The organism is Pseudomonas sp. P4_B3 (assembly GCF_056402295.1).
This window is the reverse complement of record NZ_JBFUHR010000019.1, coordinates 32095-56159: the sequence shown is the minus strand read 5'-3', so window position 1 is coordinate 56159 and position 24065 is coordinate 32095. Positions and strand designations below refer to the sequence as shown.

The window sequence follows — 24065 nt, the reverse complement described above, 5'->3', positions numbered from 1 at the left end:
CTCTTACTGTTTGTTCGATTTCCCCAATGCTTTCGCCACAAGCTGTTCATAGAGTTCGGCGTAGGGTTCGACCGCCTTGCACCAGTTGAACGGCGCGGCCATGGCCCGGCAGCGCATGGCGTGCAGCAGGTCGGGAAAGGCGAATACCTTGAACGCACGGCTCAGGGCTTCCTGGTAGCTCTGCACCGTGGATTCATCGAACAGGAAACCGGTCACGCCGTTTTCGATGGTGTCGGCCAGGCCACCGGTGTTGCGTGCCACCGGCAACGAGCCGAAGCGCTGGGCGTACATCTGGCTCAGGCCGCACGGCTCGTAACGCGACGGCATCAGCAGGAAGTCGCTGCCAGCGAACATGCGCCGGGCGTCGGTTTCGTTGAAGCCGATGCGCACGCCTATCTGCCCGGGGAAACGCAGGGCCAGTTCGCGCATCGACTGTTCTTCTTCCGGCTCGCCACGGCCGATGATCGCGATCTGGCCACCGGATTTGACGATGTATTCAGAGACCGCCTCGGTGAGGTCCAGGCCTTTCTGATAAACCAGCCGCGAGACCACCGCAAACAGCGGGCCTTCGGAATCTTCCAGGCCGAACAGCTCGCGCACATGAGCGGCGTTCACGGCCTTGCCATCCCAGTCGCCGATGTTGAACGGGCAGAACAGGTGCGGATCGGTCGCCGCATCCCAGCTTTCATCGATGCCGTTGGGAATCCCGCTGAGCAGGCCTTGCTGGGTCTTGGCGGCGAGAAAACCGTCGAGACCGCAGCCGAAATCCGGGGTGGTGATTTCCTGGGCGTAGGTCGCGCTAACCGTAGTGATGTGGCTCGAATAGGCCATGCCGGCCTTGAGGAACGACATCTTGCCGTAGAACTCCATGCCTTCCTGCTGCAGCGCGTGATGGGGGATGCCCAATTCGGGGCACGACCCCAGGCTGGTTACGCCCTGGTACGCCAGGTTGTGGATGGTGAACAGGGTGGGTGTGCGCTGTCCACGCCAGTGCATATAAGCAGGGGCCAGGCCGGCCGGCCAGTCGTGGGCGTGCACCAGGTCCGGGCACCAGTGGATTTGCGCGAGGTTGGCGGCAATATCGGCCGCCGCCAGGCCCAGGCGGGCGAAACGGATATGGTTGTCCGGCCAGTCGCGGCCGTTGTTGGCGCCGTAGGGCGAACCTTCGCGCTCGTAGAGTTCGGGGCAGATCAGTACGTAAATGACCAGACCGTCGGGCATGTCCATGCGCCCGATCTTGCACGGTGGCAACGCAGCATGACCGCCGAGCTCACCGATGATATGAATGGGGTTCTCGCTGTGCAGCACCTGCGGGTAACCCGGGATCAACACCCGCACATCGTGCAGATGGGCCATGGCCCGTGGCAGCGCCGCGGAAACGTCGCCCAGGCCACCGGTTTTCACCAGGTCGGCGATTTCCGAGGTGACGAACAAGACTTTTTTACGGTTCGGATTCCGGTGGGCTGCCGGGGTCAGCGTCCGGGTGCCAGGAACGCTGACGGGTTGGGTGTTCGCGGCAGTTACGGCGCTCGATTCGCCGACCTGATGAGCACGCTCTCCCTGTATTTCCAAAGCCGTACTGATCATATGAATCTCCCGTGTTGTTGATCTAGTTCTTAGGTCTGGCAAACGGTGTTCCATGGCCAATGTCCGTGGCCGGCGCAAATGCGCTACGCATCAGTGAGCAAGCGCTGCCCAATGCGCTGAAGCAGAATGGGTGAATGAGCCACTGCAAAGATTGCACCAGTCGCAACGCACCTTCTTGTCAGAGGACCGATCGGGATTGGAAAAAGTTTCGACTGTTTTTTCATTTTGTGACCGATCGGTTTCGTCTCGAGAAAATGAGTCTAGGCCAGAACTTAGAGCGGTAAAGGGCAGATGGCAAAATTGTTCGACAATCGGTTTGTAGCGGGACGGACGTGCCTGATCGAGGTGCAATCGCCCCGACGAAGTGCATGTTTTTTTGCGTTTTTGCCGCAAAAAGTCACTGGGCAGTCACATAAATGTGCGACACGATTCAGTATGCACGCACCATTGTGGTGCGCGTCGTGAGTCCCGCATTTGGCCGAACCGCTGCCTTACTGCCCACCTTGATGCCTTGTTATAGTTCGGGCCTCATTTTTGCCCGCAAAAGGATCACTGGCATGTCTCAGTACAGCGCGTTCAACGTCGAACTGGTCGATAAAATCGCCCATGTGCAGATCGACCGCCCGGAGAAGATCAACGCGATGAACGCTGCGTTCTGGAGCGAGATCGTCGAGATCTTCCAGTGGATCGACGACACCGATGAAGTGCGCGTGGTGGTTCTCAGCGGCGCAGGCAAGCATTTCTCCTCGGGTATCGACCTGATGATGCTGGCTGGCGTGGCCAATGAACTGGGCAAGGACGTCGGACGCAATGCGCGACTGCTGCGGCGCAAGATCCTCACCCTGCAAGCGTCGTTCAATGCCGTCGATAACTGCCGCAAACCGGTGCTTGCAGCGATTCAGGGCTACTGCCTGGGTGGCGCCATCGACCTGATTGCCGCGTGCGACATGCGTTATGCCGCCGAAGACGCACAGTTTTCGATCAAGGAAATCGACATCGGCATGGCCGCCGACGTCGGCACGTTGCAACGCTTGCCGCGGATCATCGGTGACGGCATGCTGCGCGAACTGGCTTACACTGGTCGCACGTTTGGCGCCGACGAGGCGCGGGGCATGGGTCTGGTCAATCGCGTCTACAGCGACAACGCCAGTCTGCTCGACGGCGTCATGGGCATTGCCCGCGAAATCGCCAGCAAGTCGCCGATCGCCGTCACCGGCACCAAAGAGATGATCAGCTACATGCGCGACCATCGCATCGATGACGGCCTCGAATACATCGCTACCTGGAACGCCGCCATGCTGCAATCCACCGATCTGCGTGTGGCCATGGCCGCCCATATGAGCAAACAGAAACCCGAATTTCTGGATTGATTAACCATGATTCCTCGCTGGACCACCGCAGTACTGGACACCGATCAACCCGGCGGCTGGGCCATTGCGCGCAGCCCCGAAGGCTTTCTGTTCGATGACAATGGCGCACTGTTCGCGCGCGAATGGCTCAAACGTCAGGACCTGTCGATTCTCGCCGAGCATGGCATCGGTCATCTCGATGGCGAGCCGGTCTATCTGCTGGAGCTGCGCAGTCAAAGCGAAGTGCCGGGCTGCAACTGGAAAAGCCTGCGGGCGTTCATGCTGGAGGGCGATCACACGGTCTACAAGGTGCTCGGTTACGCCGCACAGATCGGCACCTGGGCCCGCGAGCATCGTTTTTGCGGCAATTGTGGGCAGGCAACCCATCAGGTGGTGCGTGAGCGGGCGATGTACTGCGAGCCGTGTGACTTGCGCTATTACCCGCGGATTTCGCCGAGCATGATCGTGCTGGTGACCCGCGGCGACGAGATTCTGCTGGGGCGTTCGCCGCGTTTTGTGCCGGGGGTCTACAGCACCCTGGCCGGGTTTGCCGAACCGGGCGAATCGGCCGAGGACTGCCTGATTCGCGAGGTTCGCGAAGAGGTGAGCATCGAGGTCCGGAACATCCAGTACATGGGCAGCCAGTGCTGGCCGTTCCCGCACTCGATGATGCTCGGCTTTCATGCCGAATACGCCGGCGGCGAGATCGTCTGTCAGGAAGACGAGATCGAGGACGCCCAGTGGTTCAACGTGCACGAGCTGCCGCCGTTGCCGGCGTCACGCTCGATTGCCCGTTACCTGATCGACCTCTATGTGGCGCGGCGTTTAGGCCACGCTGAACCAGTGCTGCCAGGCTAGGCGCACGGTCAGGCCCAGCACCACGGTGATGAACACCGGGCGAATGAATTTCGCACCGCCGCTGATGGCGGTGCGGGCACCAAGGAACGCGCCGACCATCAACGACGAGCCCATGCACAGGCCGATGATCCAGTCCACCTGACCGGAAAAGATGAAGATCGACAGCGCTGCCGCGTTGCTGACGAAGTTCATGCTGCGCGCCACGCCGCTGGCCTTCACCAGGTCGACGGGGTAGAGCAGCAGGCTGCTGACGGTCCAGAACGCGCCCGTGCCGGGACCGGCCACGCCGTCATAGAAGCCGAGGCTGAAGCCCTGGGTCGACTGCCACTTTTTCTTGATCGGTGCATCGCTGTCCACTGGCGCTTTCGGCGTGCCGCCAAACAAAAGATAAACGCCACAGGCGAAGACGATCACCGGCAGCATTTTGTTCAGCCACTCCGCCGGCAGGTAGTGCGCGACCACGGCACCGGTCAGCGCGCCGACCAGTGTACCGATGATGGCGTGTACCCATTGCGCGGGGTGGAACAGCTTGCGGCGGTAGAAGGTGAAACTGGCAACCGCCGAGCCGAAGGTCGAGCTGAGTTTGTTAGTGCCCAGCACCAGGTGCGGCGGCAGGCCTGCGGTCAACAAGGCCGGGGTGGTCAACAGCCCACCGCCACCGGCGATGGCGTCGATGAAACCGGCAACAAAAGCGACAAGGGCCAGGATGGCCAGGGTGGAGAGGTCAACGCTGAGTTCGAAAGGCATGGGCTCGGCTTATTCGGCGGGTGCAGAAAGGGCTGCGGGGAAGGGGCGACATATTACCCATAACCCCTTCCGACGGCGACCGCTCATGCATTCTGGCTATCATGCAAAAGTCAAAAGATCGCAGCCTGCGGCAGCTCCTACAGGGGGTGAAGCAAAAGCTTGCGATGTGTGTTTACAGGCCCAGATCCGACAGCCCCGGATGATCGTCAGGACGACGCCCCAGCGGCCAGTGGTACTTGCGCTCGCTTTCCTTGATCGGCATGTCGTTGATGCTGGCGAAGCGGTGGGCCATCAGGCCGTCCTCGTTGAACTCCCAGTTTTCGTTGCCGTAGGAGCGGAACCAGTTGCCCGAGTCGTCATGCCATTCATAGGCATAACGCACGGCGATGCGGTTGTCGGTAAAGGCCCAGAGTTCCTTGATCAGCCGATAATCCAGTTCCCTGGCCCATTTGCGGGTCAGGAAAGCTTTGGCTTCTTCGCGGTTGTGGGCGAACTCGGCGCGATTGCGCCATTGAGTGTCCAGGGTGTAGGCCAGGGACACGCGCTCGGGGTCGCGCGAGTTCCAGCCGTCTTCAGCCAGGCGAACTTTTTCAATCGCCGATTCACGGGTGAAAGGGGGTAATGGCGGACGAACTTCGGCATCAGACATTTCAAGTCTCCGTATCAAGTTAAAGTTCAAACATTGTGTCGAGCTTGATTGAGTTACTACAGGTCCAATAACTTTCGCGCCATGCATTGCGCATTATCGGCGGCACTGTGATCACCCATTACAAGCGCCACGGTAATGGCACCATCGATCAGGATCAGCAGTTGTCTGGCCAGCGTCTGCGGATCCTCGGCACCATATTCGGTACACAGCTCGCACACGTAGTCGAGCAGCTTCTGTTTATGGTCTTTGGCGACCAGGCGCACCGGGTCTTGCGGGTCGCCGGTTTCGCCACTGGTGTTGATGAAAGCGCAGCCGCGGAAACCGTCGGAGGCGAACCAGGACTTGAGTACGGTAAACAGGTTGAGCAGTCGCTCGGCCGGGGTTCGTGCCTGGCCGACTGCGCCTCTGTACCAGTGCATCCAACGCTGGTCGCGGCGTTGCAGGGCGGCCACCACCAGTTCGTCCTTGTTGGCGAAGTAGCGGTAGATGCTTTTTCTGGAGACGCCGGCGGTTTTCACCAGAAGATCCATGCCAGTGGCGGCTATGCCACTTTTGTAGATCAACTTTTCGGTGACATCCAGAATGATGTCGCGTGTGTCATTGCTGATGATTTCGTTCATGTGGCTAACAGTAGAATGATCGTTCTCCATGGTCAATAGGTGTTTTTGTAGCGCCTGATAAATGGTCTTCGTCGGAACGCCGCCCGGAGCTGGCTCGCTCCCACAGGAGAATGCATTTCAATGTAGGAGCGAGCCTGCTCGCGAAGGGGACATTACAGACGGTAACAAGACCCGAACCTTTGCATGGTGTAAGCTCTCGGGTTCTTCGGATTCGACCCAATTGCGAGCCCTATGCCGTCGCTTTTCAAACGCTCCCTGCTGCCCAAGTTGCGCAGTTTTCCGCTGGCGGCCGATGCCGTTAGCGTTCTCTCCGGCGCTGCAGAATTCCGTCATTGCCTGTTGGAGAAAATCGCCAGCGCGACCCGGCGCATTTACATCGTTGCGCTGTACCTGCAACAGGATGAAGCCGGCCAGGAAATTCTCGATGCCTTGCACGCGGCCAAGCTGGCACGTCCGGAACTGGACGTGGTGGTCGTCGTCGACTGGCTGCGCGCCCAGCGCGGCCTGATCGGTGCCGGCAAGCAACCGGGCAACTCCGCCTGGTATCAGGAAATGACCCGCACCCACGAAAGTGTTGTGCCGGTCTACGGCGTTCCGGTACAAACCCGCGAACTGTTCGGCGTGTTGCACCTGAAAGGTTTCGTGATCGATGACTGCGTGATCTACAGCGGCGCGAGCCTGAACAACGTCTATCTGCACAAGTTCGACAAGTACCGCTACGACCGCTATCACCTGCTGCACAATCGTGATCTGGCCGATTCGATGCAGCACCTGGTGCAGCACGGCCTGGTGGCTTCCAAGGCGGTGCACCGCCTCGACCTGCCGAACCTGCCGACCACCCGCAGCCTGCGCCATGACATCGGCGACCTGCGCAGCCGCCTCAAGCACGCGGCCTACGACACCACGCGGGGCACTACCGACCGGACCGGTTTGTCTGTCAGCCCCTTGCTCGGCGTCGGCAAGAACAATCCGCTGAACCGGGTGATCTGCGAACTGATCGCCAGCGCCCAGCAGCAACTGACCATTTGCACACCGTACTTCAACCTGCCGCTGGCGATCATCCGCGAGATCAACCGCGCACTGGCCCGTGGGGTGAAGATCGACATTGTGGTCGGCGACAAGACCGCCAACGATTTCTACATTCCGCCGAGCGAACCGTTCCGGGTCATTTCGGCGCTGCCGTACCTGTACGAAATCAGCTTGCGCCGGTTTGCCAAGCGCCATCAGCGCAACATCGACAGTGGGCAGTTGAACCTGCACCTGTGGCGTGATGGTGACAACACCTATCACCTCAAGGGCATGTGGATCGACCGGCGCTATACCTTGCTGACCGGCAACAACCTCAACCCGCGGGCGTTTCGACTCGATCTGGAAAACGCCTTGTTGATCGATGATCCCCATGGCGAACTGCTGGAGCCGCGTCACAACGAGCTGACAGAGATCTTCCAGCACACCCGGCGAATCGAGCATTTCCAGAACCTGGAGACCCTGGCCGAGTACCCGGCGGGCGTGGCCAAGTTTCTCAAGCGTGTGAGCCGTGTGCGGATCGAGCGCTTGCTCTACCGCATCCTGTAAATCCGGTGGACTTCAGAAAAGCAATCGTCGGAACGCCGCCCGGAGCAAGCTCGCTCCCACAGGGTTTGGTGTCGGCCACAATGTTGTGTTCGACCCCGATCCACTGTAGGAGCGAGCTTGCTCGCGATGAGGACCTTACCGGCGCTGCAAAACTCAGTTCAGCCCCAGTTTCCCACGCAGCGTCGACAAATCTTCAGCCAAAGTATTGACCGGGCCAACGAGCGCCTTGCGGTCGACGTCCTTCACTTTGTCGTAGGTCTCGAACCCGCCGTCCTGGGTCTTGTACTTGGCCAGGATCTTGTCCACGGTGGCGAAGTTCTTGTCGACCTTGGCCACGAACGCCGCATCCTGCTTCTCGATCTGCGGACGGAACAGGTCGACGATTTTCTTCGCACCGTCGATGTTGCCCTGGAAGTCATAGAGGTCGGTATGGCTGTAGCGGTCTTCTTCGCCGGAGATCTTGGTCGCCGCCACTTCTTCGAGCAGCGCAGCGGCACCGCCCACGACTTTCTCAGGCGGGAAGGTCAGGCCGGCGACGCGGGTTTGCAGGTCTTTCACGTCTTTGTTCAAGTCGTCAGCCAGTTCGCCCAGGTCTTTGGTGCTCTTTTGCGAAAACAGCGAGTACTCGAGCCGGTGGAAACCGGTGAAGTCTTCCGCCTCCACGCCTTTCTCATGATCGTCGACGCGGGAGTCGATGGACGCATCCAGGTCACTGAACAGCTCGGCAATCGGCTCGATCGACTCGTAGTAGACGCGAGTCGGCGCGTAGAGTTTTTGCGCGGTGGCCAGGTCGCCCTTTTTCACGGCGTCGGTGAATTGCCGGGTGTGGCTGGCCAGTTCATCCAGTTGCTCGGTCACGTAAATCTTGTAGTCCGAAACCGGCCCCACCAGGTCCAGCGGCGCTGTCGCCGCGAAGGTCGAAAGCGAAGTGTTGAGCAAGCCAAGGGTCAGCGTTAACGCGAGGGGCGACTTTTTCATGGGGCGGTTCCGTTAGTGTTGTATTGGTCAGGCGGTTGTTTTTGGTTGTGTGGCATCGAGCAGCGAGCGACCAATGAAATCCTGCTCGCCGGTGACACCGGGCAAGGTGAAGAAGTAGCCGCCGCCGACTGGCTTGAGGTATTCCTCCAGCGGTTCGCCGTTGAGCCGGGTTTGCACGGTGATGAAGCCTTTCTCCAGGTCGGCCTGATAGCAGATGAACAGCAGGCCCATGTCGAGCTGGCCGTTCTTGTTCACGCCGTTGGAGTAGTTGAACGGCCGACGCAGGATCAGGTTGGCCCGGGTCGCGGCGGTGCGCGGGTTGGCCAGGCGAATGTGCGCGTCAAGTCGGGTCAGCTTGCCTTGCGGGTCGTTGCTGTAGTCCGGCACTGCGGATTCGTGGGCACCGCCCATGGGCGCACCGGTGCTTTTGACCCGGCCGAGAATGCTTTCCTGTTCCTGCAACGGCGTGCGGTCCCAGCGCTCGACGAAGTTGCGGATGATCCGCACGGCCTGATAGCTGCCATTGGCTGCCCACGCCGGCTCATCGCTGCCGGGCTGCACCCAGACGATGCTGTCCATGGCCTTGGCGTCGTTGGAATCGGGGTTGGCCGAACCGTCGCGGAAACCGAGGAAATTGCGCGCGCTCTGTGCCGGCACGCCGGATTTCGCCGGGGCCTGGGGCGGCACACTGCCTTCCTGTTTCCAGCGCACCAGCAGCAAGTCCGGCAGGTTTTTCACGATGTCGCGCAGGGCGTGGATATTGGTGTCGGTGGTGTTGGCACAGAACTGGAGGCTCAAGTCGCCGTGGCAGCAATCGGCTTCCAGCGCGTCGTTGGGGAAACCGACCATGCGCACCAGTCGCTTGGGCTTGGCGGCGGCCAGGCCGAAACGTTCGTCGAACAGCGATTCGCCCACCGACACGGTGATGGTCAGGTTATCCGGGGTCACCACCGGACCGAGGATGCCCGAGTCCACAGGCGGCAGCTTCGGATCGACCTGGGCCACCGGGCCGCCCTGCATCAGGAACGCAATGCGCTGGTTCAAGGTGCGAAACAGCCGCTCGAGGTCTTCACGGTCGCTGGCCAACACATCGAACGACACCAGCATGCCGGCCGCCGGGCGCGGCGTGACGATGCCGGTCTGGTGCCTGCCATGGAACGCGTGACGGTCGAAGGTTTTGTCGCTGCTCGGTGCTTCGGTGACTTGCGCGGGGCTGGCGGCGATGGCCGGGCAACTGAGCGCTGAGCCGGCGAGGGCGGCGCCCATGCCCATCAGTACGCGGCGGCGCTGGAGATTGAATTGCTCTGGATCGTTCATCGGTTTGCGTCTTCTGCTGACAGGCCGGAAAGGCCAAGGGCGGGATCGATTGCATCGAGTGCGGTGGCCAGTGCCTTGGCCTTGTCGGCGATCTGTTGGCGCTGCTCGGCGCTGACGCTGTCGTAGCTGGCATAACCGTCGCCGACCTTGAAACCATTGAGTTCGGCGTCGAAGGCGTTGAGGGCAGCGTCGATTGTCGGCAGCAGCCCGGCCGCGGATTTGCTCAGCAACGGACGCAACAGGTCGACGACTTTGCGGGTGGCGTCGAGGTTGGCGGCGAAGCCGTTCAGGTCGCTATGGCTGTAGCGTTCTTCTTCGCCGCTGCTGGCGCGTACATCGGCGATGCCGTTGAGATTGCGCACCATGATGCTCACCAGTTGCTCCGGCGGCAGTGACTGGGCCAGCAACTGTTGTTTGAGGGTGGTGACGTCCGTCAGCAGTCGCTGGGCAATCGGTGCCAGGTCCGCGAGTTCACGTTGTTGAAACAGTGCGTACTCGATGCGATGGAAACCCGTGAAGCCCGGGTCCTGCTCGCGTTTTTCGAAATAGTCGGCGCGAGCATTGATGGCGTTATCCAGCTCCGCCAGGCGTTGAGCGGCAGGCGCCACATGCTGATACGCCGCGCGCGCCGGAACATATAGGGCTTGCGCCTGGCTCAGGTCGCCGGACTCGATGGCTTGCTGAAGGGCGGCGACGGCTTTGATCAGCGCAGTGCTCTGGCTGCTCAGGTACACGCGGAATTCCGACAGCGGCCCGACAAACGCGACCATCGACGGCCTGGATTTGGCGGCAGCCTCGGAGGCGGCTGTCGGCGTGACATGCAAGGTGCCACGGGGGTTGTTCAGCAGTCCGCAGGTGATGCTGTAGTCGCCGGGCAGCAGGTTGGCGTTGATCACCTGGCTCAAACCGGGGGCGATGTTTTCCCGTTCTTCGATCACCAGCACACCGTCGAGGATTTCCCATTCCACGGCGCGGTCGGAGCGGTTGACGATGCGAAAGCTGGCGCGACCGGCCGGGATGGTGAGCGCATTGGGTTCACAGCTGTGCGGGTGGATGGTCACCACCACCTCATCTTGGTTGGCCTGGCGTTTGGCCGCCGCGATTTTCGCGGCGTAGTAGAACAGGCCGCCGGCGGCGATCATCACGATCACCGAGCCGGCCACCGCCCAGCGCAAGGCGCGGGGAGGGGAAGCCTGGGGTGGGGCTTGATTTGGCATGGGAGCCCTTACTGGCTGGAAACGGAAGAGGATTGCCGGGCGGGTGCGCCGGCCGGGGTGAAGAACATCCCCAGCGCCACCAGCAGATAGATCAGATACGCGCCCAGGGTGCTGACGGTCGGGGCGTCCTGGTAACCGAACATGCCGGCCAGCACCGAACCCAACGGGCCGTCCATCGGCAGTGTCGCGCTGACGTCGAACAGCACGGTTTGCAGGTGGTTCCACAGCCCGGCTTCATGCAGCGCCTGCACTGAGTTGGCGAGGATGCCGGCCGCCACCACGAGGATGAACAGGCCGGTCCAGCGAAAGAACGCCGCAAGATTGAGGCGCATGCTGCCGCTGTAGATCAAAAAGCCGATGACGATGGCCAGGACCAGGCCGAGCAGGGCGCCGATCGGTGCCGCCGGGCCTTGGCTTTGCTGGAACACGGCGAGCAGGAAGAACACCGTTTCCAGGCCTTCGCGGGCCACGGCGAAAAACACCATGGCGATCAGCGCAATCACCTGGTGCCCGGAACCGGTCAACGCGTGGTCGAGGGACGCGTGCAATGAATGTTTGATCGAACGCGCCACCCTGCGCATCCAGAACACCATGGAGCTGAGAATGCCGACGGCCATCAGCCCGACGATGCCTTCAAACAGCTCCTGTTGTTTCTGCGGAAACTCGGCACTGAGCAGTTCCAGGCCACCGCCCACCAGCAGGGCGAGGGTGACGGCAAGAAACACCCCGATCCACATCGCCGGCAGCCATCGGCCGCGACCGGTCTGTTTGAGGTAACTGGCGATGATGCCAACGATCAACGCGGCCTCGACACCTTCGCGCAGCATGATCAAGAAAGGAACAAGCATTCAGCGGCGTCTCGAACTTAGTTAGGGAGCTAAGTTGTAACATAATGACACTCATTCACATATGGTATTGATTGGCAGTTACCTGAACCTAAGCTGAACGATCCTGAAGATCACGCTTTACCCTGTAGGAGCTGGCTTGCCAGCGATGGCGGCCTGATTGCCGACTATTTTCCATGAGGTGTACATATCCGTTGCTGCGGTCATGGCCACTTATGGTTCCGCTCTTACAGCGGGTCACTTTGGAAAAGCCCCAAAGTAACCAAAGGGCTCTTGCCCCTGTCGTTCGGTGCCTCGCCTAGGCTCGGCATGCCCTCGCTCCGGTCCTGCTCCGTGGGCCCGCCGCCATCGGCCATCCATGGCCGGGGGCGGCTAACCCGGCATCCATGCCGGGTTACCCACTGAGCAGAACCTGCGCTCGGCCTCTCGAGGGGGCAAGAAGATCAAAAACCAAAGCCAAAGCGAGGCGGCCTACCGGCCGGCCTGATCGCGGAATTCGTTCGCCTGTGAAAAACCTGGTCGGCTGGTAGGCGTCATCGCTGGCAGTCTCTCCCACAGGTCTTGCGTACACCCGCAAAATGGCGGTTGCACAGGACTCATGTAGGAGCTGCCACAGGCTGCGATCTTTTGCTCTTCTACTCAGGCGGATCAATTCGATCCAGCGCCCGATTCACCGCCAGTTCTCCCAGCATGATGACTTGCGCGATACCCAAGAGCGTATTGCGACTCGATCCCTCCGTCCGGTCCGCCAGATCCATCGTCATGACATTGGCAGAGGCCAGCGATTCGCACGCGTGGGCCAGGAGGCTTTCGGTATCGAGTTCAGGATTAACGAAAAACATCGTGCATAGTTTGCGTGGAGCGTCTCGGATATCGGCTGCAGAGGGAATGGTGGCGGTGGGGTCGAGGGGATTATTGGTTCTGGAGGACGTTGTCGGATCAGTATCCGGCGGGCTTGGCGTTACCTTGAACATTTCTTAGATTCCTGATTTGTGCCGGCACCAGTTCCCTACTAAAGAAAGGGGTGGCAGCTGTACGCAGGTTAGTAGACCGGGGAATCTAAGAAGCCGGCGCGCCCAAGGGCGCCCTACGTACAGCCACCATCAAACCGCAGGCGCAATGCCTGACTGATAGAAGCGTTGTACGACTTAGATTTAACCACGGGCTACTAAACCCGATCACTGACAATCAGTGACGCGAATCAAGTTACCGAGCGGTCCCAGGGCGCACAAGCCGGCGGATTCTGGCGTAACCGTAGGCAACGACGCAAGGTGATGTAGCTTTCGTGAAGTAACCTCGAAGGCGTTTAAACAAGTAGCCGCTCGCTCGCAAAACCGCTGAAACCAAACGCCGAAAACCCCTCACCACAACCAGTCGACAAGACCGTACAAAAACTGACGGACCGGGCGCGCAGCCTTCCCGGACCCATCCTACGTGCCTTGTAGATATTTCCTATTTGAACGCTTACCAGCTTCTAGAAAGCTGTCGGGCCGTCATCGCTCTGCATTGACCGAGCATGAATTTGATCCCCTGGGACGTACGCATCTCCCTGGTTGACCCCTTTGCAAAACAAGGAGCGACATACAACATGGCCAGCGTTCTTTCTCGACTGTTTGGACTCCACAAGTACGACACGACTTCGCGTTCTGATGCACCGCAGATCTCAATCTTGCCCGAGCCGGCGGCAGTGCCCGCCACCCGTACACTGCGCCCCGTGGAAAACTGGTGCCATCCGTTCAAGGACACCCGCGATTCGCTGATGCAACTGACCCAACTGGCCAAAGCGGTGGCTGGCTATTACCCACTTGGACGTAGCGGCCTGTGGCACGGCGGCGTGCACTTCGACAGCGGCACCGCCGGCACCCTGGAGCAATCCAGCGTGCATTGCCTGGCCGACGGCGAAGTGGTGGCCTACCGCATCGATACGCAGTCGCCGACAACCGCTTACTTCGCCAACGATCGAACGGTCGAGAAACCCTTTTCGCGCAACTTCGTATTGGTTCGCCATCACCTTCAACCGCCGAAGATCGAAAGCAGCCAGGACACTCCACCGAGCCTGACTTTTTATAGCCTCTACATGCATCTGCAAGATTGGGCGAAGTACCAGAAGGATTCCACCCTCGCTCGCCCGAAATTCTGGCCCGAGCATCCGACCTTTCGCGTCAAGCAGACGGCAAATGACGTCCTTCCCGGCCAGCCTGAACAGCTTGGTTTGAAGGTGTACAACAAGTCGAATGGTCAGCTAATCGATTTTCTGCCGCGAGGCGCCGAAGTGGCTATCAGTGGCACCGGACCATTTCGCAGGTTGGAGAGCAGCCTGGGGCCGGCAAAACTGCTCAACCCCGATGGCTCGATCAAGGGCTATCTCTCTACTCAGGTGCTCAAACACCCAGACCGCAAAGAAACCCGCATCAGTTCGTCGAAGAGGACAGTCAACGTCCGGGCCGAACCGGTGATTGCCGATAACGTAATTTTCGATTTACCGCTTGAATCGGAGGTCACGGTCAGTGGCGAAGGCGAGTTTCGCAAGCTCGAACGCATCAACCAGTATGTACATTTTGACTCGCTGGAAAGTGCCATTGAGCCGGTAGCGACAGATCAGATCGTGGTGCTTGACCAGCCTGTCGCAATCAAGGCAGGTGACCTCATCGGCCATCTTGGCCTGTATCAGGACGGCGGCGCGAATCAGCCGGACGAGAAGCTCCACCTGGAAACCTTCAGTGGTGATGACGTTGAGGAATTCATCGAAGCCAGTCGATTGTGGGCCCAACGCCTGCCGGAGAAAGACAGGACCTGGCTGAAGCTCCCTATGGGCACGCCCGTAGTACCTCCTGAAGGAAATACCACGGCTGCGCTATTGCAGGCATCGAGTGCTTCCAGCCCGCGCAGTGCTGCCGATTTGCTGGTCCCCAAGAAGCTGCTCGATGATCTGCCGGCGGACCGAAAAATCCAGGTGCCCGCGAGCCCGACACGCAAAGCTCGCACCTGGTATTACCTGAAACATTTGCTTCACGACGCCGACAACAATCTTCTTGATGGCTGGGTGTGTGAAGAGCCAGGCGTAACGCCTTGGGTCAGTCCGTGGGCCTGGGAAGGCTATGACGTCATCATCGACTACAGCAGACCCAAACACTTGCTGGCCTCTTTTCTCAGCACCATTGGCCGTTTCAGCGACGAGGAACGCGAGCGCTATCGTGCCATTGCCGAAAAAGACGACAAGGGCCCGATGAAAAGGCGGTTGTACGAAATCATCGGTCGCAACCCCGACGGCACGCTAACGGTCTCTGAATTGCTGGCGGCCCTTGAGCGACCGGCTCATGCGCAGTCGATTTCGCAGATGATTCTGTACAAGGAAAGCGAGTGGTTTCAGCAGCCGAAGATATGGGACGCACTGGATGAGTTGCTAGGCCATAGCGGCTCGACACCGCACTTGAATTGGCTGGCGGAGAAGCAGCGGATTGCGCAGATGGGGTGGTGGAGGGAGGTTGCGGAAAAGGTCGGGTTGCCTTCTTGGGGGAGTGCTTATCACTTTCATCCGATTGGGTTGGTGGGGATTTTTAGCAGTAACCGATTTAAGTTTTCCCTTGAAACTATGAAAAGCATTTATCCGACGCTCCGTGAAGATCGATACGGTGATTTGCAGGAAATCGCTGACGAGTTAAACGCAAATCTCGATTTTTTCAAGTTAGATACTCCGTTGCGAAGAGCTCATTTTTTGCACAGATAAAACAAGAAACAGGGGAGGATTTATCGGTAGATGAAAGTTTCGCGTATAAATCCAGCGCGTTGATTGACTTGTTCAGTTATTTTCGGAGTAACCCGGAAGAAGCCGGGCGATACGGGTACAAAATTAAGACAGGAAAAATCAAAGAAAACGGCGCGCCTATGACCCGAGTCGATTACGAGGCCATCGCTAATGGCGCCTATGGGGGGCGTACCGAACTTGGCAATCGAGGGGTTTCAAGCGGTGATGGGTGGAGGTATAGAGGGCGAGGTTTGAAGCAGTTGACAGGGTTACACAATTACACACTATTTCAACGTTGGCACTCAAAGTATTCGGCGCAGTGGCCAAACGATAATGCAGATTTTGTTGTGAATCCTGATTTGTTGTTGGAGATGAAATATGCAGTTCGATCGGCTGCGAGTTTTTGGCTGAATAATGAGTTATATAAAATAGCAGATAAAGGCAGCGCTTTGGATGTTGTGGATTCAATAACCACTGTTGTAAATAAACATACAGCGAGCCACCCAGATAGAAGGGGGTACTTTGTTGACCTGTTAAAGAAAGGGAGTTTAAATTGAAAAAAATACTGATGGTTTTTTTGGCTGTTGCATCTTTTGTGAGTCTTAAGGTTTGGGCGAGGGATCCATACGTAGACATAAATTCAACAATGTGCACTGAAGGGGAGGATATTTACATTAGTTGCGCATTTAATCCCGGTCAGGATCAATGCAACTATGTAGGGAGAGTTGCGTCAATTTGCGCGAAGGCCAATACATCTCCTGATAGTGGCTATGTACAGTATCGCTTTGGTAAACCGTCCTACGGTCTTGGTCCGGCAAGCGTAGAGTTGCAGTATCCAGAGAAAAAAACACCTCCCAAAGGAATATTCACGATTTACAATTCGACAAACCATGAAAGTAACGGGGTAGCTCTTCGCTTTACAAAGGGAAATTACCTGTACTCCTTCGAAAGTCTGAACTCCTTGAGCTATAAAGTTGTTGCAAAAAAACAAGGTGAAAAGGTTTTCAATAAAAATTGTGATCTCCCTGGTTTAAATTATTTACCCGATAGTGCATATCGAGACATCCAAACGATAGAGCTTGGCCCAAAAAAAATATCCGGGGCGAATAAATGCAGCGGTATTGGTCTTCGGGAGGCTTATAGCTCTATGGAGCTAGATAGAGTGAATGCATGTATTGTCTACACAAAAACTAATTTGCAAGCAGATGCGCAATTGTTTCGTGAGACTGATGGAATATCCCTTTATTCAGTTATTTTATCTGAAAACCCAAAGCTTGTTTATGAGTTTCCATACTTGGGTACGGGAGGAGTAATCACTGACGCATTTTTTCTTCCCGTTGGTGAAGGGGGAGAAGAGCTGTTGTTCGTCGTACATCGCATGGAGATGCCAAAAATATGGGATCCGGCAAGCGATATTTACGATGTAAGTGTTTTTAGGTTGGAGGCGGATACTCTAATTCTGGACAAGAAGCTCACTCGTTTTTTTCATTTGGGTGGGGATGAGGTGGATAAGCAAGGGGGAACTACGTATGTGTATCCGTATAAAGACAAAAAAAGTGTTCAGAAGACGGCGGGGTCGCCTTTGTTTCAAACCATCCTTACTGGCAAAGTAATAAACGGCTCCATTATGGAAAAAGCATCTCTTTATGATGGCGGTTCGGAACCGTTGCTGCAGTATTCACCAAAGATGTATTTAATTAAGGGGGACAAGGTTTTAGTGGAGGATTCGTGGGGCGGATGGTGCAAGGTCTCATACCAAGCGAAAGTTGAAATAATTACAAAGTGGGTGCAATGCAAGTCGATAAATTTTTCGGCGAGTTAGGCGAAGCCATGCCAATCAGACTGGATAAAATTCCGCCTCTCGCACTGCGTCCTCAACCACCTCGATTTTTACTTTGGCTCGGCCTGTTGTTGCTGTTCTGTTTGCTGGGCGTCGGAGGCACGCTGTTGTTCGGCGACGAAACCGTACCCCAGCGGCCTTCGGATTTCTGGAGCCTGGCCTTGGGCATCCCAATCCTGGGTTGGTGCGTGCTGGGATTCGGGCGAGTGCTGTTGTACACCGGTGAAGAGGGTGCCGCCGATGGCTGGGATGAGGCTCGCGAAAAAGACATGAGCCGAAAGATGCGTCAGGGGCGTCGCTCGCAACAGGTGTTTGGCGTGAGCGTGCAGACTGCTCTTGCAGAACCTGCGGATGATCCGGAAATACAGCTGGACGCTCTGCTGAGTGGGACGAAGGCGCTGAAGTCACAAGCGTCCAGGGTGGATGGATCAATACTTCGCCATAGTTGTTTATCTAACGATGCAGATGAAAACCCGGAAGCAATATTGCTGAGTGTATGGGCGCAGACACTCGCCGACCTGGCGCCGACTTTGGCGCAGTTGCCTGATGATCAACCGTTGGCCCTGTTGCTGGATGTCGATACCGGTTTGCCGGAGCAGCAATGGCGCCGAGTGTGGCGACAGGCATGGCGCGAATCCGGTATTCGCCAACTCATAACCCCCGTCGATGGTCGCGGGCTGACTGCATTGGACCAGTGGCTGGACAAGCGTATTGCTGATCGGGAGTTGTTGTTGGTTTTGGCCGTGCACTTTGCGCCGCAGCAGCCGGATGGCACGGCGGAAGTTGCCGTCGGGTTGCTGTTTGGTAACCGTCTGACGCAAACCACGTTATCGCCGATAGCCTTACTTCATCGGCCGGAGCAGGCGCGCAAGCCCATCTCCGATGACCTGCTTTACGCTACGCGACAGGCGATTGAGTGGGCGCCGCTTGAAACGAGATCAGTCGAACAGGTTTGGCGAGCAGGTATTGATGTTCGGGGGAAGGCCGCCATTGCACGCGTGATGACTGAAGTCCCCATGTCTGTCGATAGGTCGGGATTGTGCGACCTTGATGCAATGTTGGGTCATCCAGGCTGTGCTTCGTCTTGGTTGGCCATAGCTGCCGGGACGCAGGCGATTCGGCGCGGTGCCGGGTCGCAATTTATCTACAGTGGTGGCGCGGTTGCGGCTGGACTGTGGGGAACGGTGCTGATTCCGGCATCATCACTTTGAGGAAGAGGGCTCGCAGTCAGAGTTGTTTGCGCTGTTTATCGAGTGGTTGCGCAGGCACTGACTTTTCAGGTTGCCAATTACCTGTAGGAGCGAGCCTGCTCGCGAAGAACCCGAGAGCACCGCGTTTATCCAGGAAGCGCATGCCATCGTTCACTACCATCGCGAGCAAGCTCGCTCCTACAGGTGTAATTGATCGATTACAGATTTTTCAGCCAATCCAACACCCGCAGGGTTTCGTTGCCCACAGGAACAGCGTCAGGCGAGCGGTTTCAGCTAATATGCCCCCACTCGAACAAGAACAGGCCTTGCCGCGATCCATGTCGGAAAAAGACACCATCAGCGCACAACTGCTGCGTGAAGCACTGCTGCAAAGTTGCGCCCCGGGAGCCGCCACCGAAGAGGTGTTGCACAAGCTCGGAATCGACCCGCGGTTACTGGACAGCAGCGATGCCCGCCTGCCGGCCACCACCTATGCGAAGTGCTGGCGGCTGTTGGCACGGCGCGGGGATGACGAGTTTTTTGGCATGGACCCGCGCAAGCTAAAGTCCGGCAGTTTTGCCTTTCTGTGTCGCACGGCCATGCTCCAGCCCAACGTGGCGGCGGGACTGACCTGCGGCCTGGACTTTCTGTCGTTGATGCTTGAGCACTTGCCGGCGCAGCTGGTGCGTCAGCAAAGCCTGGCGGAAATCGTCCTGCTGGAGGACGACAAAGACCCGCGCCGGGCCTTCACCTATTTCACCTACTGGATGATCGTGCATGGCGTTGCCTGCTGGCTGGCAGGGCGGCGGATTCCGATTTTGGCCATCGAACTGCGCTGTTCGAAGCCGGATTTCTGCGATGACTATCAGGTGATGTTTTCCGAGAACCTGCGCTTCGACCGCCCGCGCACGCGGATGATTTTCTCCGCCGATTGCCTGGACCTGCCCATCAAGCGCAGCCCTGAAGAACTCGAGCGATTCCTGGCCCGTGCGCCGGCGAACATTCTGGTGAAATACCGCGACCCGCAGAGCCTGGCCAGCCGCATCAAACACGACCTGCGCCACCTGCCGGCCGAACACTGGCCGGAAACCGAAGCCCTGGCGCAACGCCTGTGCATGTCGGCTTCAACCTTGCGCCGCCGACTGGCCGAAGAAGGGCAAACCTACCAAGGCCTCAAGGACGGCGTGCGCAAGGAACTGGCGATTGTCTGGCTGGCCGAGCCGGCGATCAGCTTCAGCGAAATCGCCACGCGGCTGGGGTTCGCTGACGTCAGTTCGTTCTACAAGGCGTTTCGCAAATGGTCGGGGTCAAATCCGGGGCATTACCGCAGCCTGATTCTCAATGACAGCGAGTAGGTTCAGCAGCGCAACGGTCATTTCTTCGCAGGCTGTTAACGGCTGCCAGTGGTCGATCCCGGCAGATTGAGCGTGCCACTGTCCACGAAGCGCATGGTGTTGAACAGGCCACCCGAGAGCTTGCCATGCAGGATATAAGGCATGTTGTTGAGCGTTTTCATCTGGCTGATGCCATAGGTCTGGCGGACCATCGAAAACGCCGAAACGCTGACCGGTACGCTCACGACGACGTCGGAAAAACGCCCGATCGTGCCCCTCTCATCGGTGACGCCAGAGGCGAAGGGCTGGCCGTTGATGTCCAGATCCAGCGCGACACCGCTGTAGGTGACGGTGATGTCATTGGGGTTCTGCACGCGGATTCTCACGGCAAAGCGCACTTCCATGCCTTCGCCTTGCAGGGGCTCGACGCCCACGACGTTGATTTTCAACGGGTCTCGATTGGGCAGCGAGGAACAGGCGCTCAGGCAGAGCAGGAGGGAAATCAGGACCGCGTGGAGGCTGCGCATGGACGTGCTCTCATCTGAAATGGGCTGAACCGCCAGCGGCTCAGCCCTTGAGCCCGTCTAGCGGTTTGACTGTGCGACAACCGCAGCCTTCGCGGGTTCATCCCTGGCGGTCATATCGGGGTTCTGCATCACCTGAAGCACGGAGGCTTCCGGGTCGAATTCGTCTTCCTCCAGCTCGATGAACTCCTCAGGCAGGAAGATATTAAGAACGATAGCGCACAGCGCGCCGACGGTGATGGGCGATTCGAAAATGTTGTGCAGGGCCTTGGGCAGTTCACGCAAGACTTCCGGCACCGCGGCTACACCCAGGCCCATGCCGAGGGAAATCGCCACGATCAGCATGTTGCGCCGATGCAGGCCGGCCTCGGCGAGAATCTTGATTCCGGCCACGGCGACGGTGCCGAACATCACCAGTTCCGCGCCACCCAGCACCGGTTTGGGCATCAACTGCAATACCGCGCCGATCATCGGGAACAGGCCAAGCATCACCAGCAAACCGGCAATGAAAAACGCCACGTAACGACTGGCCACGCCAGTGAGCTGGATCACCCCGTTGTTCTGGGCGAAGGTCACCATTGGCATGCTGTTGAACACCGCCGCCATGGCCGAGTTGAGGCCATCGGCGAGCAGGCCGGACTTGATCCGGCGGATGTACACCGGGCCTTTGACCGGTTGCCGGGAGATCATCGAGTTGGCCGTGAGGTCGCCGGCGGCCTCCAGCGGCGAAACGAGGAAAATCACCGCCACCGGAATGAACGCCACCCAATCGAAGGAGAACCCGTACTTGAACGGTACCGGTACGCTCACCAGCGGGACTTCGGGCAGGCTGTGGAAATCCACCTGGCCCATGAGCCATGCCACTACGTAACCCAGGGTCAGGCCGATGACAATTGCCCCCAGGCGCAGAAACGGCACGTCCACCCGGTTCAACACCACGATGGTTCCCAGTACCAGCGCCGCGAGGGCCAGGTGACTGGCAGCGCCCAGGTCCGGGGCGCCGAAGCCTCCGGCGATGTCGGTCATGGCCACCTTGATCAGCGACAGGCCCATCAGCGTGATGATCGTTCCGGTCACCACCGGGGTGATCAGCATGCGCAATTTACCGATGAACTGGCTCAACACCACCTCGATGAACGCGGCAAAAAAACACACACCGAAGATGGTCGAGAGGATCTCATCGGTGCCGCCTCCCCGGGCCTTGACCATGAAGCCGGCGCTGAGAATCACACTGATGAACGAGAAACTGGTGCCTTGCAGGCACAACAGGCCGGAGCCCACCGGACCGAAGCGCCGTGCCTGTACGAAGGTGCCCAGGCCAGAGACGAACAGCGCCATGCTGATCAGGTAAGGAATTTCACTTTGCAGGCCCAGGGCGCTGCCCATGATCAGTGTCGGGGTGATGATGCCGACGAAACTTGCGAGCACGTGTTGCAGGGCGGCGAAGACGGTGGCGGTCAGATGCGGGCGGTCATCAAGGCCGTAAATCAGGTCGCTGTGGCGTGGAGCGGGGGCTTTTTCGGAGGCGGTCATGGTGGTTTGCGTGCCAGAAGGCGGGCCGGGTCAGAAAATGGAGGCGCAGGATGCCAGAACCGCCCGGCCACGGCAAAAGAACCTCCAAAACAGTGGTTTACAGTCGTGGAGCGAACACCTCGCCCACGCTGCGGCGTTTGGCATGCAGTTGGCTGGCCTGGATCAACTGTTCGAGGTCCTCGGGCGTGACGTCATAGAACGCCTCCATGTCAGCCAGCGCCAGTTTCAGGTCTTCGGCGGTGATGGCCTGACGGTCGACCGGCGGGTGATCGGCAGGAATCACGGCTACCGGTTCACTGACACCCTTGGGGTAACGAACGCGGGTCAGGTTGTTGTAGGCCAGGGCGCAGAGCAGCATCGTCGCCGCGCTGAGCATCACCGGTCCAATGGCTCTCCAGTCCATGGCAATGGTCGCCGGATCGGCCAGCACCAGGGTCAGGGCCAATGCACCGGCCGGTGGATGCAGGCACCGCAGCCAGCACATCAGAATCAACGCCATGCCCGCCGCCAGGCAAGCGCTACCGAGGGTTCGGCCCAACACATGGGCCACCAGCAAGGCGATCACCCCGGCGCACAAGTAGCCGCCCAGAATCGACCAGGGTTGGGCGAGCGCGCCCGAAGACACGGCAAACAGCAGCACCGCCGACGCCCCCAGCGGGCCGATCAGGTGCTGGGCCACCTCAATGCCGAACACCTGGCTACAGAGCCACACGCTCATCAGTGTCCCCAAGGCCATGCCGATGGCGGCGCGGCTCCATTCGGTGGGGCGGGTATTGATGGCGGCGGGCAACCAGCGAGCAAGCATTCTGACAAAAACTCCGGCAAGGAAAAATCGAGGTAAAAAAAAGGGCTTGGCTGGGAAACCCAGAAAGCCCTTGAAGGTGTTCCAACTGTTGGGGGAGGAACGCGCACAGTGTGCCGTTCAATCCAGCCACTGACAAATTCATATTAATGAGCTTTCAGTGCATTAATTTTGCTGTAAGTTGCCCCGTCGGCCGCTTATGTAGCACAGCAAACCACCCAGGGCAGCGAGTGCGCTCAAGGCATAAAACATCGTTGGCGCCGGGGTGTGCATCAACATGACGCCGCAAATCACCGGGCTCAACGCACCGCCGAGCGCAGCCAGGTTTTGCGCGCCGTAGTAGCTGCCGCGCAGTTCTTCCGGAGCCAGGGTATCGACGAAGAGAAACTCGGCCGGGTAAATGATGATTTCACCGAGGGTGAAGATAAACATCGCCACGCACCAGCTCACCAGGCTGTCCGCCAGGCTGAAACCGATCAGCCCGAGGATGAACAGGCCGGTGCCGGCCACGATCCATTGGCGCAGTTGCTCACGTTTGAGAAAACGCCCGATCTGGTATTGCAACAAGATCACACTGATGGCGTTGCAGGCGAGCAGGGCGGCCATGATTTCCATGGTGTGTTGGGGATTACTGGTCACCAGCAGGTACTGCGACAGGTAAAAGGTAAATCGCCCGTGCACCACCGTGCTGAGCAGGCAACCGGCGGTGAACATGATCAGCGTGCGGTCGTTTTTCAGGGTGATCAGGGTTTTGAGGAAGCTCTGCGCCTGACCGGTGACAGACGGACGCGCCGGGTCCTTCGCGATCCCGGTCATCAGGAAAATACTGAAAAAGGCGATGGCCGCTGCGATCAGGAACGGCGCACGGGTAAACAGGCCAGCAATCACCACGCCGAGCATCGGGCCGATGGCGTAGCCAATGTTGGTCAAGGTATAGCTCAAGGAAAACGCCTTGGCGCGCTGACCCACAGGCAGGTTTTCACTGAGAATCGCTTTCGAGCCGATCAGAAACAGCGCCGACGCGGTTTCGGTGACGATCAGGGTCATCGTGGTCAGGTAAAGGTTTTCGGCGAATGTCAGCAGCACCAGGCCGATGGCGCTGGAAAGCATGGCGAGGATCAGCAGCCGGCGTTTTTCGAAGCGATCGATGATGTAGCCGCCGTAGAGGGAGAGCAGGGTGGCGACGAACACCGCAATGCCGAGCAGCAAGCCAACGTCCTGTTGGTTGAGGCCAAGTTTGTCGCTGATGAACAGTGTGAGCAGCGGGCTGGTGATGGCGCGGCTGACGACGATGGTCAAAGAGCAGATCAGCAGGCGGCGGATGAGGGGGGAGTAGGTGGTCACGGCGTGAATGT

Annotated in this window: 21 protein-coding genes; 8 read left to right on the top strand and 13 right to left on the bottom strand. The window is 58.6% G+C overall.

The window, feature by feature from the left end; genetic code table 11:
* Window positions 1-3: 3 nt before the first annotated feature.
* Entirely contained in the window at window positions 4-1587 is a 1584-nt protein-coding gene (gene glgA / locus AC1DWG_RS21505) for a glycogen synthase GlgA (protein WP_477764173.1), read from the bottom strand.
* Between the two features lie 557 nt (window positions 1588-2144).
* On the opposite strand from glgA, the gene AC1DWG_RS21500 reads away from it, so the two are divergent.
* Both AC1DWG_RS21500 and nudC read left to right on the top strand, forming a co-directional pair.
* A complete protein-coding gene (locus AC1DWG_RS21500; RefSeq protein ID WP_477764174.1) occupies window positions 2145-2957 on the top strand; it encodes a crotonase/enoyl-CoA hydratase family protein in 813 nt (270 codons plus the stop codon).
* Between the two features lie 6 nt (window positions 2958-2963).
* Window positions 2964-3794 carry an NAD(+) diphosphatase gene (gene nudC / locus AC1DWG_RS21495; RefSeq protein WP_477788322.1) on the top strand — a complete coding sequence of 277 codons (831 nt, stop codon included), beginning with the start codon at window positions 2964-2966 and terminating at the stop codon, window positions 3792-3794.
* On the opposite strand, the gene AC1DWG_RS21490 is transcribed toward nudC, so the two are convergent.
* From AC1DWG_RS21490 to AC1DWG_RS21480, 3 genes are all read right to left on the bottom strand, one after another.
* On the bottom strand, window positions 3762-4541 hold the full coding sequence (locus AC1DWG_RS21490) for a TSUP family transporter (protein WP_477764176.1): 780 nt from the start codon (window positions 4539-4541) through the stop codon (window positions 3762-3764). The genes nudC and AC1DWG_RS21490 overlap by 33 nt on opposite strands.
* 172 nt (window positions 4542-4713) lie before the next feature.
* Entirely contained in the window at window positions 4714-5190 is a 477-nt protein-coding gene (locus AC1DWG_RS21485) for a nuclear transport factor 2 family protein (protein WP_477788321.1), read from the bottom strand.
* 56 nt (window positions 5191-5246) lie between these two features.
* The gene (locus AC1DWG_RS21480) at window positions 5247-5810 is read right to left on the bottom strand and encodes a TetR/AcrR family transcriptional regulator (RefSeq protein WP_477788320.1); all 564 of its coding nucleotides are present in this window, start codon (window positions 5808-5810) and stop codon (window positions 5247-5249) included.
* 231 nt (window positions 5811-6041) lie between these two features.
* Here AC1DWG_RS21480 and pssA point away from each other — a divergent pair, with 231 nt between their 5' ends.
* A complete protein-coding gene (pssA, locus tag AC1DWG_RS21475) occupies window positions 6042-7385 on the top strand; it encodes a CDP-diacylglycerol--serine O-phosphatidyltransferase (RefSeq protein ID WP_477764178.1) in 1344 nt (447 codons plus the stop codon).
* Window positions 7386-7538: 153 nt separating this feature from the next.
* On the opposite strand, the gene efeO (AC1DWG_RS21470) is transcribed toward pssA, so the two are convergent.
* From efeO (AC1DWG_RS21470) to AC1DWG_RS21450, 5 genes are all read right to left on the bottom strand, one after another.
* Window positions 7539-8363 carry an iron uptake system protein EfeO gene (gene efeO, locus AC1DWG_RS21470; protein ID WP_477764179.1) on the bottom strand — a complete coding sequence of 275 codons (825 nt, stop codon included), beginning with the start codon at window positions 8361-8363 and terminating at the stop codon, window positions 7539-7541.
* A gap of 27 nt (window positions 8364-8390) precedes the next feature.
* Window positions 8391-9680, bottom strand: a complete 1290-nt coding sequence (gene efeB, locus AC1DWG_RS21465) for an iron uptake transporter deferrochelatase/peroxidase subunit (RefSeq protein WP_477788319.1) — start codon at window positions 9678-9680, stop codon at window positions 8391-8393.
* Entirely contained in the window at window positions 9677-10897 is a 1221-nt protein-coding gene (gene efeO, locus AC1DWG_RS21460) for an iron uptake system protein EfeO (RefSeq protein WP_477764181.1), read from the bottom strand. Before efeO (AC1DWG_RS21460) ends, efeB begins: the two co-directional genes overlap by 4 nt.
* Before the next feature lie 8 nt (window positions 10898-10905).
* Entirely contained in the window at window positions 10906-11745 is an 840-nt protein-coding gene (gene efeU, locus AC1DWG_RS21455; protein WP_477764182.1) for an iron uptake transporter permease EfeU, read from the bottom strand.
* Between the two features lie 632 nt (window positions 11746-12377).
* Window positions 12378-12716: a DUF6124 family protein gene (locus AC1DWG_RS21450; RefSeq protein WP_223543149.1), complete on the bottom strand. Its 339-nt coding sequence runs from the start codon at window positions 12714-12716 to the stop codon at window positions 12378-12380.
* Between the two features lie 614 nt (window positions 12717-13330).
* On the opposite strand from AC1DWG_RS21450, the gene AC1DWG_RS21445 reads away from it, so the two are divergent.
* The 5 genes from AC1DWG_RS21445 to AC1DWG_RS21425 all read left to right on the top strand — a co-directional run bounded on the left by AC1DWG_RS21445 (window position 13331) and on the right by AC1DWG_RS21425 (window position 19872).
* Window positions 13331-15469 (top strand): hypothetical protein, encoded by a 2139-nt coding sequence (locus AC1DWG_RS21445; RefSeq protein WP_477788318.1) that lies wholly within the window; start codon window positions 13331-13333, stop codon window positions 15467-15469.
* A gap of 158 nt (window positions 15470-15627) precedes the next feature.
* The gene (locus tag AC1DWG_RS21440; protein WP_477788317.1) at window positions 15628-16044 is read left to right on the top strand and encodes a glycoside hydrolase family 19 protein; all 417 of its coding nucleotides are present in this window, start codon (window positions 15628-15630) and stop codon (window positions 16042-16044) included.
* Complete coding sequence (locus AC1DWG_RS21435; protein ID WP_477788316.1) at window positions 16041-17309, top strand: hypothetical protein; 1269 nt, start codon at window positions 16041-16043, stop codon at window positions 17307-17309. The genes AC1DWG_RS21440 and AC1DWG_RS21435 overlap by 4 nt, the downstream gene beginning before the upstream one ends.
* Window positions 17279-18538 carry a hypothetical protein gene (locus AC1DWG_RS21430; RefSeq protein ID WP_477788315.1) on the top strand — a complete coding sequence of 420 codons (1260 nt, stop codon included), beginning with the start codon at window positions 17279-17281 and terminating at the stop codon, window positions 18536-18538. The genes AC1DWG_RS21435 and AC1DWG_RS21430 overlap by 31 nt, the downstream gene beginning before the upstream one ends.
* A 317-nt stretch (window positions 18539-18855) precedes the next feature.
* The gene (locus AC1DWG_RS21425; RefSeq protein WP_477764275.1) at window positions 18856-19872 is read left to right on the top strand and encodes an AraC family transcriptional regulator; all 1017 of its coding nucleotides are present in this window, start codon (window positions 18856-18858) and stop codon (window positions 19870-19872) included.
* A gap of 35 nt (window positions 19873-19907) precedes the next feature.
* Here the strand turns inward: AC1DWG_RS21425 and AC1DWG_RS21420 are convergent, their stop codons facing one another.
* The 4 genes from AC1DWG_RS21420 to AC1DWG_RS21405 all read right to left on the bottom strand — a co-directional run bounded on the left by AC1DWG_RS21420 (window position 19908) and on the right by AC1DWG_RS21405 (window position 24054).
* Window positions 19908-20378, bottom strand: coding sequence for an LEA/WHy family protein (locus AC1DWG_RS21420; RefSeq protein ID WP_477764186.1), 471 nt, complete (start codon window positions 20376-20378; stop codon window positions 19908-19910).
* Between the two features lie 57 nt (window positions 20379-20435).
* The gene (locus AC1DWG_RS21415) at window positions 20436-21908 is read right to left on the bottom strand and encodes a nucleobase:cation symporter-2 family protein (RefSeq protein ID WP_477764187.1); all 1473 of its coding nucleotides are present in this window, start codon (window positions 21906-21908) and stop codon (window positions 20436-20438) included.
* A gap of 97 nt (window positions 21909-22005) precedes the next feature.
* Window positions 22006-22713, bottom strand: coding sequence for an HPP family protein (locus AC1DWG_RS21410; protein ID WP_477788314.1), 708 nt, complete (start codon window positions 22711-22713; stop codon window positions 22006-22008).
* A 162-nt stretch (window positions 22714-22875) separates the two neighbouring features.
* Entirely contained in the window at window positions 22876-24054 is a 1179-nt protein-coding gene (locus tag AC1DWG_RS21405) for an MFS transporter (protein WP_477788313.1), read from the bottom strand.
* Window positions 24055-24065: the final 11 nt, after the last annotated feature.